Origin of the sequence: Bartonella sp. MM73XJBT.G (genome assembly GCF_028618435.1) — a bacterium.
Classification (GTDB): Bacteria; Pseudomonadota; Alphaproteobacteria; order Rhizobiales; family Rhizobiaceae; genus Bartonella.
Genome location: NZ_JAQISW010000005.1, coordinates 119,916 through 140,177 on the forward strand (window position 1 = coordinate 119,916; position 20,262 = coordinate 140,177).

The window sequence follows — 20,262 nt, forward strand, 5'->3', positions numbered from 1 at the left end:
TATGTAAGTAATAGGCAAAATCCTATTCAACTGTATCTTCACCCTCAAAACTGCCCATCTTTTATTAACTTTTTATCAGTATAAAACCAAGCCAAATTAAGCGGGATAATTAAACATATACAAAGCAAGGCGAAACAAAAAGCTGCTTCTATACAAACATTATTCGCCAACCAACCTATCAGCACAAGCGCTAAAATACCCAAAATACGTGCAAGGAAACTAACAATGGATAAAACCGTATTCGCATTCTTTTGTTGAATATGTTTTAAAAATTCTGCTTCAAACTGCGTTAGGGGGACAGAAAAAAACTGTGAAATACGGTGAATAAAATAAGGGGAGCCCAACTGTTTGCAACGAGAAGCAAAGCAAGCATAACAATAGCACTCAAGACCAGTGAACATAAAGTTATCGCCATAGGAGCATATTTTTTTATAAGATATTTAATGACAAAGCAATTAAATAAGTATTCCATGAGAGTATAAGACACAAAGCACAAACCAAGAATAAGAATTCTAGTCTTTTCTGTTGCATTGTCTAATGCTCCTGCTTGTCCTAAAATAAAAGGTTGCCAAAATGAAATATTGGCTGCAATGCAGCAACAATAAAACCACATATCAATATATAATATAACCTGATTTTTGAGGTAACTAAATAAATAAAAGCTTCTGCTGCATGCAACAAAGAACCCGAGTCCCTTGGCTGACGTCCCGAAACGGATGCAATACCTATCCCCCTCACCCGACTAAACCAGAATACAAGCACGAGAAACCCGAAAGAACAAAAATAATATGCCGACTGATAATTATCCATACACAAAACAATAAGAACACCTAGCGCACCAGCAACCGTATTCATGAATGCTGTCAGTTCCCGCTTATAGGCATTTACTTGGTGGTAGATCAAACTACCCTTGTCACCACCACCATCGATTAAGCCTTTAATCCATGCGCTATCCGTGCCAGAACATAAAGCAAAGCCTAAAGCATAAATAATTTCTGCCAGAATTAAGACAGAAAGATTAGCCCCGTGAGTACATAAAAAGAAGAAGAGCGCAAAAAAAAAACATGATAGGATAACATTTTGTTTAACGCCGAGTTTATCTCCTAAAATCCCACAAGGCACTTCAAAAATACAAATAGCCACGCTAAACACAATTTGCAATAAAGCTAACTGTGTTATACTAATGCCCATAGACAATAAAAAAAGCATGGAAGGAACCGGTAATCAAACGAACACCACTCATTGCCGCACAGCCATAGAGCAATTTTTAAACTTCATAATCTATCGTCATGAATATATCCAAAAGCCATAAAGCTAGCAGCTTTTTTTGCCGCCAACTTTATAGTTTCTAACACCTCAATTCGTGAGAGCACCTCGAGCAGCTATTTTCTGCTCACTTGCTTGGGCTTTAAGTGCAGCAACATCAACCCGCTTCATTTAAATTTTTTTCAGTGGTTTATACATATCTTTAGTTTTCATAACTTTACCTCCTGTATTAAATGAAAACAATCCAATTTAACATGAAGTATGCAGTATAGCTATCTTTTGTCACTTTATTATCTTGATATAAAAAGCTTTTCTCTTCTCCCGTGCCCACGTTAAGTATTTCATACACCAATCATTCTGCAACAACTACCGCAGCACTTGGAAACTCATGCTCTCCTTCGAGCAAAGTACGCTTATATTCACGCCAATCTGTCACCGGCTGATCGTTAAACGCAACGCTCGTTTGCAGTGCAGCAAAATGCGCTTTGCCGCATTTAATCTTCAGCATTTCTTTAAGACGCAAATCAAACTCGCTGTTTGCCCCTTTTGTCTCCAGCACAAAGTAAAGCTTTTGTTCGCCATCCCGCTCTAAAAAGACCGCCCAATCAGGCGTATAAGAACCAATGGGAGTGGCTATTTTAAAACTTCTTGGCAATTTAAAAAACAATCTGACTTCAGGATCATTTTCAAGACTTTGTGCAAACTCTTTCTCCACACTGCTTTCATAAACTACATGATCATACACACTTTTCTCACTCACAACAGCTGTGCGCTCTAAATTTGCCACAAGCTCTTCGCTGGTAAAAAACTCTTGCACACTATATTCTTGCCCTACCAGCTTTAAATATTTAATGCCATCAATTGTCAAATTAACATGGGTTTTATTGAGTATTTCTTCTATACGCTCTAAAAAAGCTTGTGGATTTTTCACAAACTCATGCTCACGACCACTCTTTATCAAAATACTAATAATCGTCTTTGCAGTTAATTTCAGCTTTAAGGTCAAATAATTTACAATGTTCGGCAGTGCACACGAACTATAATCAAGTGTACTCTGCTTTAATAACTTCTCTTCATAGGTCACACCAGTACTATCCAGTTCTATCTCTGCTGTCTGATAAACCAAATGCGCAGGCGCAACTGGCGGCATTTTTTCCACTGCATCCACTGCTTTGACGACAAACTCTGTGCAATCAAGCTTTGCACGATAAGTGGTCTTTTTATTGATCTTCTCCCATAATGCCAGAAACTCAGGCGAAGCGACTGTTTGTTTTTTAAGCTTAACCCGCACCTCGCGCGTAGCATTACGAATAATCGGCATGGCTTGGCTCGCTTCTAGCGCCTGCAGCACAGCTTGCTTTTGCCCTTTACTAAAACGTTCACTTAAATCCAACGTCCCAGCTGCCCATTGCATTTTTAATGTATCTGTGATTTTCCCTGCTGATGTAAGCAAGGCTTTTTCACGCAACTCAACCAATATATCAGCAGCCTCTTGCGAAGACAGACTCTTTGTTTCCGTTACCACTGTCGTATAAGTCAGATCTTGCAGCGTCTCAACATTAATAAGTGTGCCCGCATCAATTTTTTTCATAATTTCTTGACGTAACTCGCGTGGTATTTCCGACGTTCCTATAACTTCAAATTCATTCGCCACTAAATCTTGGTCTACTTTAACGACACCCGCCTCATCAATCAAATCTTTTGCAACAAGCATTTTAACAATTTTTTGTGCTTGAGGCACTTCCACTTTAGCGACCACATATTTCACATCTTCATAAATACAGCCAACCAACTGCTCCATCTGCAATGTACCAAGTTTATAACCAATATCCGCCTCTAATTCTTTTTGCAATGTACTCACAAACTCAGAAAAGCTTTCATTCACCATAACATGCAGCACATTTATATCTTTATCTTCCACCTGCTCACCTTGTTGGTTTACGCACAAGCGCAAACCGCGACCAATCTTTTGCCGTGCGGTAAAATTCGATTTTTGCTCAATTAACATGCAAACTTGAAACACATTCGGATTATCCCAGCCTTCTCTCAATGCCGAATGCGAAAAGATAAAACGTAAGGGACATGCAAAAGATAATAACCACTCCTTATCACGCATAATCGTGTTATAAGTGTCATCATCGACTTGGCTGTCGCCTTTTGTATCCTTATACACACCCTTCTTGTCTTGCGAGAAATAACCGCCGTGCACGTTTCGAACATTTTGCGCAAACTTAGTTCGCAATGGTGCATACTTCTCTTTCGCCAACAGCTCTTCATAACATTCTTCAAACATACACTCATAAAGCGCTGGCTCTTCATCATTGCTACGATATTTAGCTACCTCATCAATAAAAAACAACGATAAAACTTTGATCCCTAAAGGCACAAGCCGCAATTCCTTATCTAAATGTGTTTCTATAGTGCGATAAATTTGCGCGCGTCTAAGCTCTATTGTATTCACATCACCAAGCGCATGACCAAATTTGACGATTTCAGTATTAGAAAATTCAACGGCTTCATCCTCCGCCATGCAATTGATACCCGAAACAATATAGCCTTTATAAAGCTCACGCCCGCCCGTAATGAGATACAGATCATCGCCTTGCCTCACTGTAACCATTTTGCGGCTAACAGTGCCATTCTTTCCCACAACATCCAACTCTAAGCGCGCCTTAAAGCCATGTTCGTGTGATACGCCTTTTAAGGCAACATAGGGACGATTAAAATCTTTCTCTATCTGATTAGAAGAGACACAAATTTGCTTTACCAATCCTTTTTTATAAGCATCAACAGGTGTTAGACGATATAAAAGATTAATCTCCTCTTTATGCGTGGCACTATAGCGGAAAACACAAAGCGGGTTAAGGCTCGCAATAGCCTCCTTCGCTTTTGCTGTATTATCCACCGATTGCGGTTCATCTATGATCACAATCGGATTTGTGTCTTGGATATAGCGCATAGCACTTTCGCCATTCAGTTTATCCTGCGGAAGATTGATAATATTTTCTGCTTTTTTAAATGCATCAATATTGATAATCATAATTTCAATATTGGTCGAGTTTGCAAATTGGCGAATTTGCGAAAGATCTTTTGAATTATAAATAAAATAACGATAGGGCAGATTATCAAACTCTGCTTGAAAATGCTCCCTCGTTACCTGCAGTGATTTATATACCCCTTCGCGAATAGCAACACTTGGTACGACAATAATAAATTTGGTAAAGCCATAGCGTTGATTTAACTCAAAAATCGTTTTGGTATAGACATAGGTTTTGCCTGTCCCCGTTTCCATCTCAATAGAAAATTGCTTTTGCTCTAGCGTCTTACTCGCCAAGAGTTTATTGTTCTGTTGCACCTCTCGTAAATTTGCTAATATGTTTTCATCACTAATCAATAATTGATTACCATAACCAAATTCATTTAACGCTAATTGTCCTTGTTCTAAACGCAAGGAAAAAGAAGAAGCTCTTTGCGGTTGTCCTTTAAATAAATCAGTGACGCTTTTAACCACATAATTTTGAAATTCTTGTTGTTTAAATTTAAGTTTCATATAGACGCCCCAATCGTCTTTCTATAATTTAAATTTTATCAAAACTTACTTCATTGTCTTTAAAGATAAAGTCGCAATTAATAAGCGCCTCATCACCTTCAAAAGCCGCATTAAGCGCTACGATTTTTACGGGCAAGTACTTTATCATCTCCTCCGCATCTTCAGGTTCAAAAGGCGGATCTATGGCTATAATCACCAAGACATCGCCTTCGCTCTCGCCTATATAATAGAATTTTTTTCCATTGATTGGTAAAGGATAAATTTTTAAATCCAGTGGCCAACCATATTTAAGCATGATCTCGAAAATAACATCTTGATGAGAGCGTTCGGGATTTACCCCTCGCAGAATATGATCAAAGCGCATTTTCAATTGTTCCTTAACATTAAGTGCATTCGGATCAATCGGGCTATCGTCCCATATGGGAAAGTTAGAACTATCCAGCTCTAGCAGACGAAATCCAATGTCTAGAGGCTGCTCACGTATAAGTTCTGCTTCATGCTTTTGCTTGATTTGTGCACCAGCGCGTCGAATACGTTCAATTCCTATGTCGCATATATTCTTATAACCTGCCTTGTAAGCTTCGCTCTTCTCATCACACAATTCAGGCAATTGCACCATAATGAATTTGCGATTACCACCATCTTCGGCATTCAAAGCCATCACTGCATGCGCCGTTGTACTAGAGCCCGCAAAAAAATCGAGGATGATGTCGTCTTTGTTCGTGCCGATTTGCATGAGCAATTTTATAAGTTTGGTAGGTTTAATATACTCAAACAGTCCTTGAACATTCATTAATTGATCAATTTCACGTTTGGAAAAAGCGGTATCACCTGAAAACTCTCGTTTAAAAATTCCTGCAAATTCCTCATCAAAATTAGCACCGATTTCCTTGCCGAAAAAAGTCGTAGGAACCAACCCATCTTGAGTCTCACTTAAAAACCTTTTAATCATAGGGTAGGATTCCCCTTCACCCCATATGATCTCATTATTAGCAATTTTCTCTTTCAAAACTTTTTCGCTAAAAGCCCAGTAACGGCCTTGCGGCCTTTTCAGAACCACCCCATTAGGCTTCGTAATTGTATAATTTGCCGCATAAGGCTTATGCGCAGTAATAGGGTCTGCTTTCCAAGGACCCTTTGGGTGATTATCTGGATTCTTATATGCAGAGCTATCCTGCCGCGGTAGTAAATTTCTCTTGAAATTTTCCTTATACTTTGCGTAGCATATAATATATTCATGGCTGACAGAAAAATATTTCGCTGAATTCTTGCGCGTGTGAACCTTCTCCCACACCAATTGAGCAACAAAATTCTCTTCGCCAAACACCTCATCGCACACTTTGCGCAAATTATGCACTTCATGATCATCTATTGAGATAAAGATCACCCCATCATCACGCAATAAAGTTTGCGCCAAGCGTAACCGCGGATAAATCATATTGAGCCACGCCGTGTGAAACCGCCCCATTGTCTCAGGATTTGATTTTGTCGTTTGGCTTGTTACTTCCTTATAGCGCGCTAACGGGTCTTTAAAATCATCACCATAGATAAAATCATTCCCCGTATTATAAGGTGGGTCTATATAGATCATCTTCACTTGGCCAAAATAAGCCCGCTGGATAAGTTTTAACACTTCAAGATTATCGCCCTTAATATAAAGATTATGCGTATTATCAAAGTTTACGCTCTCCTCGCGCTTCGGACGCAATGTCCCAAGTGAAGGCTTTTGCGCAAGCTTTAAACTCGCTCCTTTACCCTTCCATTCAAATTTGAATTTCTCAAAATCATTATCGATATATTCGCCGCATAGATTAAGAAGCTGATCTATATCTAGCTTTCCCTCAGCAAAACATTGCGGAAAGGCTGCTTTTAACTTTTCTATGTCTGGATTAACTGGGCTTTGACTCATGCCCTCTATTTTATCTTCACCCGCTATTATACTCATCTTTGCGCTTCTCCGTTACGCTTAGTATAAAATATGTCTATGAATATTTCTTTTGTACGTCGCAATTCCTTTTATCCTATTTATTTCTGTATCCTCTGCAAATTTACTTTCATGCAAAGTGTCGTATAAGCTGTTCTCTTTATCTTTCAAAGTTTCTTGTGCTTGTTTTATCTTTTTTCGCTTACGCAAATCAGCTAGATCAATTCGCATTACCACATTTTGACATTTTGCTTTTTTTGCCTTACTTTGCAAGAGCAATAATTTCGCACTCTAAGTTGGCGCGCTGTTTCGCATAATAAAGACAGCGATTTTCTCTTTCTTCTTGTGCGTTATTATGGCACTTACAAACATTATCAATAAGCTTATCAATTGGTACAAGCCCATCCCAAATATGGCTATATTCTAGTGCCCGCTACATTTCTGACAAATAAAAACACTGAATCGCCAATTTGACGATGTCACCATAACGCATATTATTTTCAAAACTCAACAGATCATATTGAGGCTCAATCAAAGGTACTTCTTTTCAAGATTAAGCAAGTTTTATAACCTCTCTTGTTATCTCCACAGAAGGAAATAGCCTCTATGGACGGTGAGTGGTTAGCCTTCACCTCTAGTGCTTACAGCACTTTATAACACTCACCCCGTACCAAACAGAGGATTGCGTTTTATTAAATAACCCACGCGCATATAATTAAAGACAGAAACGATTAAGCTTGCGCCAATCATGCCAAACCAATAACCCATAAAGCCATATTCAAAAAAATGTGCCATGAGCGCGCCCCCAAATAAGCCTAGCCCCCAATAGCTTATTGTGACAACAATGGTTGACCAAAACGTATCAAGCAAACCCACAAGTATGCCATTGAGCATAGCCCCTAAAATGCCAAAAGCAAAAGACAATAAGACAAACGGAAGCAACTCCCAAGAGAGAATAACAACGTGGAGTGAAGAAATATCAAAAATGGTTGTAAGAATGAATTCATAAGAGAAATAAACAAACCCTGATAAAAACAAAACATAAGAGACAGCAAAAACTGTGATACTCATACGCAACTGTTTTAGAGCCATATGATTCCGATCAGCTTGATACCACGCTGCTATGGTCGTAGCTGCACTGGAAATCCCCAAAGCGACCACAGAAATCAGCATATCGATACGCATTCCAATCGTATGCGCAGCCAAAGATTCGACCCCAAAAGCTGTAATCATGAAGGCAATGACAGAAGGAAAGCCTTCCGCAATAAGAATACGGATACCAATGGGAAGTCCTATGAACAGTAATTGTATTATTCGTGCAATTTCTAACTTTGGTCTTAAATAATTAAAGTGAAAGGAACTAAAAGTAGAATTGCGGGACAGAATTATTGCTACTGCCATAACAATCAAAATACGGATCAAACTACTTGCAATTCCAGCACCAAAGACACCAAATCCGCTTGCAGGACCTATACCAAAAATAAGCAGCCAAGAGATGAGAAAATTTATAGGGATAGCTGCAAGCATAATCCAAGTTAAGGGCTTGGGATTACCAATTGCTGACAGTAATCCACGGCTATTGACATAAAGATAAAAAAACACCACCCCTATAGCAGCGCCACTATTATATTCCTGCGCTATATTGGCAATTGCCTCATCTTGGCCAAGAAGACATAAAATATTCCTCGTATTGAATAAAATGATTACACTCATCATTCCAATCAAAAGGGAAAGCCATATTCCTTGATCAAACCATGCCTTCAGTGCATATCTATCTTGTCTGCGAAAACTTTCCGCAAGTTTTGGTGCAACCGCGGTAATAATTCCCAGCCCCAACAACATAACAAAACTAAACATACTCAGAGCCAACATTGTACCACTCAAGGCTTGAACGCCTAAATGCGCCACAAGTGCTGCATCTGTGAAAGAAATCATCATTTGAGAGATAAACCCTATAGCCATTGGCATACCAAGAGAGAGCAATTTCTTCATCACAACAAACATTGTGAAACACCCCTCCATATTGAAGGGCATATTAAGCTCAGATATTTTAAACAAAACACATTGATTTTTTTCGTAAAGTCTTTCCATCGCAAGTTTTGCCTAAAGGATGCATAATGAGAACTCATTAAGCTAAGAGGAGATGCCCAGTTCTTAAAGGAGAAACGCAATGCGCCTTTATTGATTTTTTGGACTTCATGCCATGCGTTTTTTTGTACAACATTACGCGCCAAAACAGCTACAATCGTTGATAAAATATCCTCAGCAAGTATTTGTTCATCTTGCACATCCATTTGCAGTATTTTCAATAAAATTTGGGGGAAAATTTCTTGGTACAAGACTTGATATGCTCCCCCCTAAAAACGAATTCTTGGCAATAAAGAACTGTTGAAAAACATAAAAAATAAACGAGAAACTCGTCATCCTGTTTGGAGATTTTGTACAACGCAATCACTTCAAAATCAAGATGCAGTTCGAAATGATCTGAATATCAAACGCCGTCTTTTAACTGGAGAGAGCATATACCCCTCCTTCAACGAATAGCCCAAAGAGATCTGTGGCGGTGGACATGAAATTTTTCCATAAAGCTTATGATTTTAGCTGACGAGCATTATGAGTTACTAAAGCATCGTCATTTAATGATAAATTAGAATCAATGTCTACAGAAATGCCATTGGACAGCATAATATGCTACCCATAGAATGTGTTTAGTAACGCAAAACTGGACAATTTTATCCCATTGAAAATAAATAATAAATCGAGAAAAGACCTTTTTAGATAAGAACTCTGCTCATTGAGACAATTCGACTCTTTTGAGCAAAAAATCACGAAAGAAAGGTCTTTGCTCTATTATCATTCATATGCAAAAAAAGTCCGAGAAGCACAGGTTCCTTAAGGAAAAAACAAGAGAAATGAGAATAGTTGCACAAAGCTAAATGGTACTGCATGCGTTACATCGGTTCGAACGTTCTCATTTTTTCAGAAGTAAAATGCGCGCAAACCAACAGGAAATATTAATGTTCTCAGAAAGTGCTGCAAACCGCCCTGAGATCACTGCTAACTTTGAAGGCCCGCCAAGCGCCGCTTAAATTGGTCAGCCATTACAGCTAAACAGCGAGACACGCTTAGCATCACCGCGGCTCATAACTCTAGGCACCTTGTTAACATAATCTTTAGTAAAAAAGCCACAATAAGAATAAGGGTAGCGAATAAAGGTATATAGCTGTACGATAAAAACGATCCAACCACCCCCCCCAGTAAGGCGCCTAATGCACTTCCAAGATAATTACAAGAACCATTAAGCGCTAATACAGCATTACTATGTTGTGGTTGATAGGATAACAAACTATGCTGTTGCGGTGCCAAAGAAGCCCACCCTGTCATCCCCCAAACAAACAACGGGAAAAATAAAATGCTGTGCAAATATTGCGCGAAATACAACGAAAAAATCGCCATGGCCATGAGTGAAAGAAGCGCTAATAATAACAAAGGTGTACCTTTCGTTTTATCAATTAAATAACCGATAGAAAAACTCCCAATAACGCCACCCGCACCCCAAACCCAAAAAGCAGCAACCATGTCGAGATTAGGAACAGATCTTGCAATAATAGGGATCATATAAGTATATGCGCCTAAGCTCGCAACCGCTGTTAGAAGAGTAATAAAAACTGTAATAAAAACTCTTTTATCTGCTAAGACCCGTATTCTCTCTTTTACAGACGCTGGCGCAGCAATTGCAAGCCGTGGCAACCCCCGCCAAAGCCCAGCAAAAGCTATCATTGAAAATAAAACCACCAACCCAAAGCTGGAACGCCAGCTAAAATAATCGCTAATCAGCAAACCAAGCGGCACGCCTAACACTGTCCCACAACTCATACCACCAAGTGTCATGCCTAATGCGCGCCCTTTCTTCTCAGCACATACGAGATGCGTAGCAGCGACCATAGCTATAGGAGAAAACAAACCAGCCCCAAAGCCAGCAATAGCACGAGAGACAAGCAGCATCGGATAGTTGACAGAACACGCGCTTACACCATTAGCAACAAGGAAAACGAACAGTGCATAAAGCAGAGTTTTTCTTGCCTCTTTCATTGCAAAAAGCAGAGTAAAAAAAGGGGCAGAAAGCGCGTAACAGAATGTAAAAATTGTCACAGCTTGCCCTACCGCGGCTTCACTCAAATCAAAGCTGACGGCAATTTTGGGAAGAAGACCGGCAACAACATAAGCATCCAAACCTAATGCAAACATAGCCAGCGAGATAAAAAGAATTTTAAACATGGCAACCTTCTGACCTAAGAATTATGGTAATCAACAACCCTTTTTTGTCCCTTCACTGAAAAAATAGGCGCCCTGTAACGACCTGAATGACTATTTATGTCATTGAGCATTTTTTGTACAATATGATGCCCACAAGCAGTTACAATCGTTGATAAAATATCCTCAGCAAGTATTTGTTCATCTTGCACATCCATTTGCATTATTTTTAATAAAATTTTTTGGAAAATTTCTTGGTACAAGACTTGATACGCTGCCCCCCCCCCCAAAAAAAACAAATTCTTGGCAATAAAGAACTGTTGAAAAACATAAAAAATAAACGAGGAACTCGTCATCCTGTTTGGAGATTTTGTACAACGCAATCACTTCAAAATCAAGATGCAGTTCGAAATGATCTGAATATCAAACGCCGTCTTTTAACTGGAGAGAACGTACACTTCTCCTTCAACGGATAGCCCAAAGAGATCTTTGGCGGTGGATATGAAATTTTTCCATAAAGCTTGTGATTTTAGCTGACGATCTTTATGAGTTACTAAGGCATCGTCATTTAATGACAAATTAGAATCAATGTTTACAGAAATGCCATTGGACAATATATACATGCTACCCATAGAATGTGTTTACTAACGTAAAACTGGACAATTTTATCCAATTGAAAATAAATAATAAATCGAGAAAAGATCTTTTTAGATAAGAATTCTTCTCATTGAGATAGTTCGGCTCTTTTGAGCAAAAAAATCACGAAAGAAAGGTCTTTGCTCTATTATCATTCATACGCAAAAAGGTCCGAGAAGCACAGGTTTCTTAAGCAAAAAACAAGAGAAATGAGAATGAGAACAGTTGTAAAAATGAAAATAGTACTGCACATGATACATCGGTGCTCACTTTCTACTCGTACAAAAGATCGACGAATCAAATTAAATATGTTTTGCAAATAAGCACGAACATTTTGCACCGCACTAGGTTTTATACAACTGCAGAAAATCTCCTTTATTCGACAGCAACTATCGCAGTCTCCCTAAAATGACCACGCTTTGGAATAACCACCTACCAAGCTATCCACTCGCAACTAAAGATTCACCATCAACCAGAAAGCACTTTATGACTAGACATGCTCCAACAAAGCACAATACCTAATAAGCAAAGCGATAAGCGCCATACGAATCGTCATTTTCTTCAAAAAATGATAATTTGAGACCGCGTTTGAATCCAATCTGACGCATTCATTATATCATAGCTCCCACATGCCGGCAGCATAAATTTGTCATCTAAGGATAAATCTAATGGGATAGACATATTTCTTACAAGAATACTATGCTCATAACAATTTGAACCAACGGCATCCGTTAAACTCAATTCACCGCTCATATCTCGAAAAGACAAAATTTGCGGCACTCTATTCTCGTAATACTGTGCAGATCGAGCACACGTCCCCAGAGCCAAGATTGTTATTAAGTCCGTACCCTTCCACTCTTTTATAGAGCTCATATTTGAAAATAAATAACCATAATCTTCAGATATAACACGCCTAGGTTCAATAATTACCGTAAGCTTATGTAAATCACAACGCAATTGTGACAACGCCTCATAAACTTTACGAGGGTATTCGTCATTGACCCTCACGGCATTGCAGAACGCTGTGGAAGTCAGATATCCCCGCCTAGACCGATAAAACTTATCTGATCCTTCAATGCGTAAATATCCTTTCCAGCCTTAGTTAAGGTGGATACTCTTAAACTCAGTCGAATTCAAATTAGAGCCCACATGCAAATGCACCCCATTAAACCTACTCCTATTGGATTCTAGCGAAGATAATGCGGCATGTAACTCCACCGCAGTCATACCAAAATGCAATCTCTCCTCGTTTGCCAGTACATGGCACAATCTCAATGAGATTTTAGGCAATATGTCAAAATGGCAGGCAAGAGCGATAATGTCATGTAATTCGATAATATTATCACACTGGACATTTATATGTTTTCTAATAGATAATTCTATCTCTTCTCGAAGTTTTATAGGAATATTAAAAATATATCTTTACCTTTAAAAACATCTTTTTGCGCTAATGATATTTCATGATCAGACGCAAATCCCAAGTCCCAGCAACATAACAATGATGCCCCGCACATCCATTAAAAGACCCTGCTTTTTCTCGCTCTAGGCATTCATAGCCTGACCACGTAAAACAGGGTACCAATTACAATATCAGACCATAAGATTGCAAGAGAACGTTCTTTTATAAAGAGACATTTTTTTATCTTACATTGCCTCTTAAACAAGCTAGCCTGTTCATATAATAAGTTATATGTATAATACATATATAATTTCTACAAAAGGAGGATTCATTATGTTCCGTGAAAATCTTTGGTAATACACTCGGGTGATTGGATCACCAGTCGCCCGTCAATAGTACAGTGCAAGTTAAGAAATTGGGGGAGGTAGGTTATGCAACTCGTGGATCATCCTTTTGTGAAATTCGATCAACTCAAGCCGATTTACAACTTCACATATCCGTTATTTCGCACTATTTCAAATGAATTTTACGATTACCTAGACTTTAATAAACTAGCGCAAAGTAAGCAGATTCCACAAGCACGTACCATTTCTCTTTATTTGCATATTCCCTTTTGCACAACCATCTGTTCCTTCTGTCCCTTTCAGAAAGGAGCCTACAAGCACGTTAAGCAAATCGAAGCTTATATGTCCGCGCTTACTACAGAGATCAGAACCAAAGGAAATTTCATTCGCTCGCTTAGAGGTCCCATCCGTAGCATCTATATAGGGGGCGGCACATCCTCGCTCTTGTCCGCAGATAATATCCGACACATCGGAAAAGTATTGCATGACGAATTTGAGCTCTCTTCCTTAGCCGAGTTTACACTGGAAAGCGAACCGAAAAGCGTCACACGTGATAAACTTTATGCTGCCCGTGAGATCGGCGTTAACCGGATCAGCTTCGGTGTACAGAGTTTCATTGAGCGTTTCCGATCATTGTTTAACCTCACCTCAACACGTGAACAAATCAAAAATACCGTGGCTTGGTCACAAGAGATAATTGGACATGTCGGTTTCGACATACTATATGGTATGCACAGCCAGCGAGCCGAAGAACTATTATACGATTTGAAGCAAGCCAGCGAGCTTCACCCTGAAACCATCAACCTCTATGCAATCAACAATCTGGCTATCACGTCGCAACTGCATAAGTCTTACGCACAAAAAGGGCTAAAGCCATCCAGCCTACAACATAGACAGATGCTTCGCTTATTTAGCGACATCGTTATGCGCAGCTGCGGCTATGCGCCGTGTAATGGGCATTCCTATATCAAAATTGCCAATAACACTCCTCTAACGCTCGCTAAAACGAGTTCAGCTAATTATTTCCGCTATCACAAATATTTGCATGGTTATCATGACGATTATGTGGTTGGCTTCGGGGCGTCAGCAATGTCGATTCTCGGCTCACTCGTCACACGAGCCAATCCCAGTCGAAGCGGATACATTACCGACATACAACTTAAAGGCAAATCCAAACTATACTACAATTGGGTATCAGCGGAGCAACAAGCCTCCAAGGCTTTGTGTATGCGGCTACCTTATAACGGCTATGCCAACAAAGAAAGAATTGACTGGACCGCACTCCCCTCTTTTGTATACAATAACCTACAACAGCTCATAGACGCAGGTCTCATCGCAGAAAGTGATAACGATCTCCAGCTGACTCAGCTTGGTTGGCAATGGTATTCCAACCTCATGTATTTTCTTCTACCTCAAGCAGATAGGAATATCTTGGACGGCTATGTCGCAAACATGCTGAATACAACCGCCGTACTTGATGGACCAGCGGAAACCTGTGTGGCATCTCAAGGAGAAAAGAATGTTCACGCTTTTTGCCAATAGGAACATACGCTATTTTTGCCTAACCGTTAGTCTACTCGCCTTACTCAGCGGTGCTTTGCGCACTGCCATCCCGCTATTAGCAAGACAATCTGGATATGGCGTAGTCGGAGTAAGTTGGGCGCAAGGCCTCTTCTCATTAGCGTGGCCAATTTTCGGCATCCTTGCAGGCGTTTTACTTGATTGCTGCGACAAAATAAAACTTGCCACCTCGGCTCTCCTCATCTTCATGCTACTGCATATTATCCTGTTCGTACTGCTTATGATACAGATTGCTCCAGCCGAACAAATTTTCTTCTATGCAACCATTGCTGGATTCATCGTCGTTTCTGCCGAAGCTTACATCATGACAATTCCACCACTTATCATGGAAGGAGAACGATTGATGACCTTCTACTCAATTGTCTTGTTTTTAGATTTCGGTGTCTCCTATTTTCTTGCCCCAATCATAACAAGTAGTATTTTAGCGCATAGCACATTGCTATTTTTCGGCCTGTTAATCGTGCTTTTTATCACGTTGATTTTTACCGCTCGCCGTGCTGTTCCGACATCGCCAGCACTTGATAAAGAAAACATCTCTTTCCGTTATATCATTGCCGGCTTTCGTTTCATTTTTTCAAATCGGCATATCAGCTCCCTTACATTACTCACATTCTTTCTATCGGTGGTATTTGGAGCATTCCTAACCTCGTTCATCTTCTTCATTACCGACGGTCGGTATTTGGGCCTACATAGCAGCCAATATGGCGTGATGTTTGCAGCCTACGCGCTTGGTACAATGGCAGGTGCCCTCTTTGCGCCGCGTATACGCTATGCACCGGTACGCCTAGCTGTTCTCACTGACAGCTTAGGAACGGTTGCCTTGCTGCTGATTCCTGCCTTTTCAAAAAGTGTTCTCGTCGTATGGGGCGTTACCTTTATCGCTGGCGTTGGAGCAAGCTTATGGTTTATTGGTGTTACCGCCTTCAGGCAGCGTCTCACACCAAAGCAACTTCTCGGGCGAGCTAATTCTGCTTTTCGGGTGATAGGCTATGCTGGAATGCCGGTCGGAAGCTTTTTGGTTGGCGTCCTTGGTTCTTTTATATCATTGCAATTTGCTGCAGCCTTTATCGCTGGTCTCTTATTGGTGGCTATCGCGATAACGCTTCCATTTCTTTGGCAGGCTGATTATATAGACACACCCAACCCTGCCACAAGGTAACAGCTGCTTTTTAAAAAAGACAGGGTCGGAAAAGGCACACATACCCTATTACGCAATCAATTGATCTGTTCTTTGGACGAGGAAATCATCACCATAATGGCTGATAGAGCTAAGGAGCACTATGGAAGCAGTGAAACAAGCACTAAAGGCAAAATAGCCCCTTTACGTTGATTGGGCGATGATCTCAACGCCCCTAATGAAGGCTGCAGAGAGCTTATAGCATACGGAGCGCAATTCTTAACTAAAAACTCCGCCCTAGCAATGCCCACTTATACCCCAGTTAATCCATCATCCACTATTATACTCATCGTTGTGCTTCTCCGTTACGCTTAGTATAAAATATGTCTATGAATATTTCTTTTGTATGTCGCAATTCCTTTTATCTCATTTATTTCTGTATCCTCTGCAAATTTACTTTCATGCAAAGTGTCGTATAAGCTGTTCTCTTTATTGTTTAAAGTTTCTTGTGCTTGTTTTATCTCTTTTCGCTTACGCAAATCAGCTAGATCAATTCGCATTACCACATTTTGACATTTTGCTTTTTTTGCCTTGCTTTACAAGAGCAATAATTTCGCGCTCTAAATTGGCGCGCTGTTTCGCATAATTAAAGACGGCGATTTTCTCTTTCTTCTTGTGCGTTATTATGGCACTTACAAACATTATCAATAAGCTTATCAATTGGCACAAGCCCATCCCAAATATGGCTATATTCTGGTTCCTTTCACATTTCTAACAAATAAAAGCACTGAATCGCCAATTTGACGATGTCACCATGGGTAATTTTAAAATTGCTTCACATGCAGCATAGCCAAACAGAATTTAGAAAAAACTCAATAATGACGGTGTCTGCCAACTATATGCCTAAGCTTGTTGTTACTATAAACCTACTGCACACCCAAGCTTACGGATTTGCATCTTATGTCTCATCATAAGGTGCACTTGCACACTCAAAAGCAGAAATTCTCTATTCCATTGAAAATAAAGCAATAAATCTAAAAAATACCTTTTTAGGCAAGATTTCTGCTCATTAAGACGCTTTGGCTTTTTTGAACAAAAAAAGGAAAAACACGAGAGAAAGGCTTTTTGTTCTGTTACCACTCACACGTAAAAAAAGGCCAAGAAGCGCGGAGTTCTTAAGGGCAATAAACAAAAGAAATGAGAATAGTCGCACAAAGCTAAATGCCACTGCACATGATACATCGGTGTTAACGTTCTCTTTAAAACACACAGATCATTACAATCAGCTTCAAAAAACAGCCTTACCAATGAAATACTAGCGAGAGGGTTGCGTGCACAACGCAATAATGACACACTGATCCCGCAAGCGTGCTTCACATATTGTACGCACAGCCTATACGGAGTCTGCCGCTCCTAAAGACTCAGACGGAATGCTACTTACGTCGTACAATGACCGCAGTTGTACCCTTAAACACCGGTTCCTACCCCCCTATCACAATTGCTTGCCAAAAGCATCATGCCATCATAGCAACCGCTAGGACTTCCACAACATCGTCCTCCAAACTGTTGACGCATTGCCAAGCTTAAGAGTTTTCTTGGCCCACCTACGCCCATGAGACTATCACTCTCCTCTTTTTGAATCGTAAAACAAAATGATTCACCATGAGCGATAAACCATCTGCTCAAGTCCAGCGAGCTTAAACTCATAGCATTCTAAACCTTTAGGCTTGCTCTGCCCCCAAGGGGGGATAGTCAGATATATTACTTCCGTCACGTATTCACGCGCTGGGACAAGAATCTGAAACTATGAGGCAACGCTGCATTTGTCTGCAGCGTTGTTGTTAGGTATAAGCTTCTATTGAAATAGTTCTAATGAGAAGCCCCACAGCTAATGATATAGGGATTAATTTGGCTTCTTTCGAAATGTTATATATAAATTTAATGTGCCTCCCCAAAACACACCATCAGTGAACCCATTTAAAAGACCAAAAAGAAGGTTAAAATCAAATGCATGTTTCAAATCAGGTTTAACATTGAGAAAAACAATCAATGTGAATTTGATGACAAAAGCGATAAGAATAAATATCAGCGTCAACGGCGTACCAGGCCGAATAATTAAATCCGTTCCCTCTTTGATCTTTAAACGCGGAGTGGCACGCCAGAGCAACCAGCCAACGCCAATGCCGATCATCAGCCCCGCTAACATTGAGATTGCTCCCCAGAGCGGGAACGCCAGCTTGTTAATCACATCGCTTCCGCCCAAAAAAAGAAAGACTAACGGCAAGAGAAAAAGGCGGTAAACCCCCATTTCCCTATCTTTCAATGCGATTATTCCCCACGCAATGAGAAAAATAAGCAACCCCCAGACCCATAAAGGGGTTCCGGTCAGAATGTTAAACAATGACATATTATGCTCCATGATGTTTATGCTCCATGATGTTTGACGCGATAAAAATATTGCATGATGTTAGGAAGATATTTAGAAAAAAGCATACCAGCACAAATTAAGCCCATAGTGCCCCACCAAAGCTTGGGGGGCCATGCAAAAAAAGCCACGAGAAGACCATTAGCAAAAAAGATGATAACCCACCATGTAATATATTTATTGATGAGATAAAAGAGGATATGTTTGCGTTTTTCTTCAGAAACACCAGCAGGCGCATAAAAAATGGTAAAGGGTTTCTTTACCAGCAAGCTCATCAATGAAACCAGAGCAAGTGACAAATCGCAAAAAACTGTGGGGTAGTTCAGTAAAAGTGTAGACCATCCAGCGAAATAATTAACAAACAGGACAATAATTGTCAGAATGTTCGTAATCATCACGGGCTCCCCCTGTTGGACAATTTTAATATTCACAGCAATAATGGACAATAAAATCACAGTCAAGATGAGAAAGCGTTCGACCAGAGTTAAAATGTTTCTATTGATAACTCAGGTAAATACTCCACGGAATAAAAGAGATTATTATGTTAACATAGTGCATCCTCCTTGCAATAATGTGTTACCACCGCCTCAGATTTCCGGCTTCAGTCTCATAGAGGATAATAGAAAGGAGGACACTAGAAAGTTTTATGATAGCATATTTGCAGGCTCCCATATGCGCGGGGCCAGTGGTACACCCTCTCCCCAATTAGTGCAGAAATGACGTCGCTCTTGGTACTGGACGCGTTACGTCGGTGCTAGCCTTCTCTATTTTTTTTGCAGAACAGAAAGCGCGTATCAGGCTTTCTAGCCCTACTTAGAGTACGCAAAGTTATTCATCACTCTACAACACCTTAAGCGCGCAATTTTATGTTTTGTATTAAAGGATTTTTGCTTTCAAAATATACGAACAACATCACACAAAGTAGAATAAACAAGCTGCCTCCAACATTAAACCAAACCTTGTCTGTAACCAGCACTGTTGCACCGAAACAGTTAACAATAGCGTGGACAAAAAAAGGCGCACACGCATAAAATTTAGAGCGCGTAACAACACTACGATACGCCAAGCATGTATTGAAAATATGCATGAGTATGACGCTCATTAAAGCACACAAAAAAATACTCGCTTGCGTCCAGGAATAAAAAATTACATATTCACTGGCTAATAAGCTAGATCGAATAATCCAGCCATTATAAACAAGGAAAGGCCCTAGCGCCTTATAAACTAATTCGCATAAACCCCAGCCTATGCCAATATTCAGCGGCAAACGCCACAACAAACTAGGCGAGCACCGATAAAACTTAGTAACTAACCAACGACGCATGGCTTCTTCTGCTACAACAAAAAAAACCGTAAATGTTAAAAATAAAAAAACAAGCGCCAGCCCCTGCTCTGCACGACTCTTGGTTTCAACAATACTCATCATATAAAGCGTTTTTACTACAGATTGCTCCAAAAAAGCAACAAGCCCGCCAGCAATGCAGGTAGCAACAAACCATCCCACAGCACCAGCGACAACCAATTTGAACTTCAGAAAATGATGAAACACACATAGAAGAAAAACAACGCCAAGCACTTGCAGTAAACGTAAGGCATCAAGTTTATGTTCTGTTTCCGAGTAACGCCATACTAACAGAACAATCATCCCAAAAACTATGCCGCTCAACAGCACATTTATCCAACTAAATGTAGAGCGAAAAAATTTATAAATGACAGCGCCATAAATCAAGCCTGCGAGAAGCGAAGCAATAAATAAAACCAACATT

16 protein-coding genes are annotated in these 20,262 nt (G+C 40.0%); 2 read left to right on the forward strand and 14 right to left on the reverse strand.

Translation table 11 applies throughout. The features are described 5' to 3' along the window. Positions 1-44: 44 nt before the first annotated feature. From PVV59_RS04485 to PVV59_RS09910, 9 genes are all read right to left on the reverse strand, one after another. Positions 45-401: a hypothetical protein gene (locus PVV59_RS04485; protein ID WP_273754835.1), complete on the reverse strand. Its 357-nt coding sequence runs from the start codon at positions 399-401 to the stop codon at positions 45-47. A 151-nt stretch (positions 402-552) separates the two neighbouring features. Further along, positions 553-1,209 (reverse strand): hypothetical protein, encoded by a 657-nt coding sequence (locus PVV59_RS04490; protein ID WP_273754836.1) that lies wholly within the window; start codon positions 1,207-1,209, stop codon positions 553-555. Between the two features lie 409 nt (positions 1,210-1,618). Next, positions 1,619-4,816, reverse strand: a complete 3,198-nt coding sequence (locus PVV59_RS04495) for a DEAD/DEAH box helicase family protein (RefSeq protein ID WP_273754837.1) — start codon at positions 4,814-4,816, stop codon at positions 1,619-1,621. A 28-nt stretch (positions 4,817-4,844) separates the two neighbouring features. Further along, positions 4,845-6,761 carry a site-specific DNA-methyltransferase gene (locus tag PVV59_RS04500; RefSeq protein WP_273754838.1) on the reverse strand — a complete coding sequence of 639 codons (1,917 nt, stop codon included), beginning with the start codon at positions 6,759-6,761 and terminating at the stop codon, positions 4,845-4,847. Between the two features lie 639 nt (positions 6,762-7,400). Next, on the reverse strand, positions 7,401-8,744 hold the full coding sequence (locus PVV59_RS04505) for an MATE family efflux transporter (protein WP_273754839.1): 1,344 nt from the start codon (positions 8,742-8,744) through the stop codon (positions 7,401-7,403). Between the two features lie 1,137 nt (positions 8,745-9,881). After that, a complete protein-coding gene (locus PVV59_RS04510) occupies positions 9,882-11,018 on the reverse strand; it encodes an MFS transporter (protein WP_273754840.1) in 1,137 nt (378 codons plus the stop codon). A 14-nt stretch (positions 11,019-11,032) separates the two neighbouring features. Then, positions 11,033-11,206, reverse strand: a complete 174-nt coding sequence (locus PVV59_RS04515; protein WP_273754841.1) for a hypothetical protein — start codon at positions 11,204-11,206, stop codon at positions 11,033-11,035. A 985-nt stretch (positions 11,207-12,191) separates the two neighbouring features. Continuing rightward, a complete protein-coding gene (locus tag PVV59_RS04520; RefSeq protein ID WP_273754842.1) occupies positions 12,192-12,638 on the reverse strand; it encodes a hypothetical protein in 447 nt (148 codons plus the stop codon). 90 nt (positions 12,639-12,728) lie between these two features. Then, positions 12,729-13,046 (reverse strand): hypothetical protein, encoded by a 318-nt coding sequence (locus PVV59_RS09910; protein WP_404978354.1) that lies wholly within the window; start codon positions 13,044-13,046, stop codon positions 12,729-12,731. Between the two features lie 414 nt (positions 13,047-13,460). On the opposite strand from PVV59_RS09910, the gene PVV59_RS04525 reads away from it, so the two are divergent. Then, on the forward strand, positions 13,461-14,915 hold the full coding sequence (locus PVV59_RS04525; protein WP_273754843.1) for a coproporphyrinogen-III oxidase family protein: 1,455 nt from the start codon (positions 13,461-13,463) through the stop codon (positions 14,913-14,915). Then, positions 14,893-16,113 (forward strand): MFS transporter, encoded by a 1,221-nt coding sequence (locus PVV59_RS04530; protein WP_273754844.1) that lies wholly within the window; start codon positions 14,893-14,895, stop codon positions 16,111-16,113. Before PVV59_RS04525 ends, PVV59_RS04530 begins: the two co-directional genes overlap by 23 nt. Before the next feature lie 329 nt (positions 16,114-16,442). Here PVV59_RS04530 and PVV59_RS04535 read toward each other — a convergent pair whose 3' ends face one another. The 5 genes from PVV59_RS04535 to PVV59_RS04555 all read right to left on the reverse strand — a co-directional run bounded on the left by PVV59_RS04535 (position 16,443) and on the right by PVV59_RS04555 (position 20,261). After that, positions 16,443-16,637 (reverse strand): hypothetical protein, encoded by a 195-nt coding sequence (locus tag PVV59_RS04535; protein WP_273754845.1) that lies wholly within the window; start codon positions 16,635-16,637, stop codon positions 16,443-16,445. A gap of 901 nt (positions 16,638-17,538) precedes the next feature. Continuing rightward, positions 17,539-17,778: a hypothetical protein gene (locus tag PVV59_RS04540; protein ID WP_273754846.1), complete on the reverse strand. Its 240-nt coding sequence runs from the start codon at positions 17,776-17,778 to the stop codon at positions 17,539-17,541. A gap of 196 nt (positions 17,779-17,974) precedes the next feature. Further along, the gene (locus PVV59_RS04545) at positions 17,975-18,478 is read right to left on the reverse strand and encodes a DUF6622 family protein (protein WP_273754847.1); all 504 of its coding nucleotides are present in this window, start codon (positions 18,476-18,478) and stop codon (positions 17,975-17,977) included. A 17-nt stretch (positions 18,479-18,495) separates the two neighbouring features. Next, a complete protein-coding gene (locus PVV59_RS04550) occupies positions 18,496-18,891 on the reverse strand; it encodes a hypothetical protein (RefSeq protein WP_273754848.1) in 396 nt (131 codons plus the stop codon). Between the two features lie 455 nt (positions 18,892-19,346). Further along, positions 19,347-20,261: a hypothetical protein gene (locus PVV59_RS04555; RefSeq protein ID WP_273754849.1), complete on the reverse strand. Its 915-nt coding sequence runs from the start codon at positions 20,259-20,261 to the stop codon at positions 19,347-19,349. Between the last annotated feature and the right edge of the window lies 1 nt (position 20,262).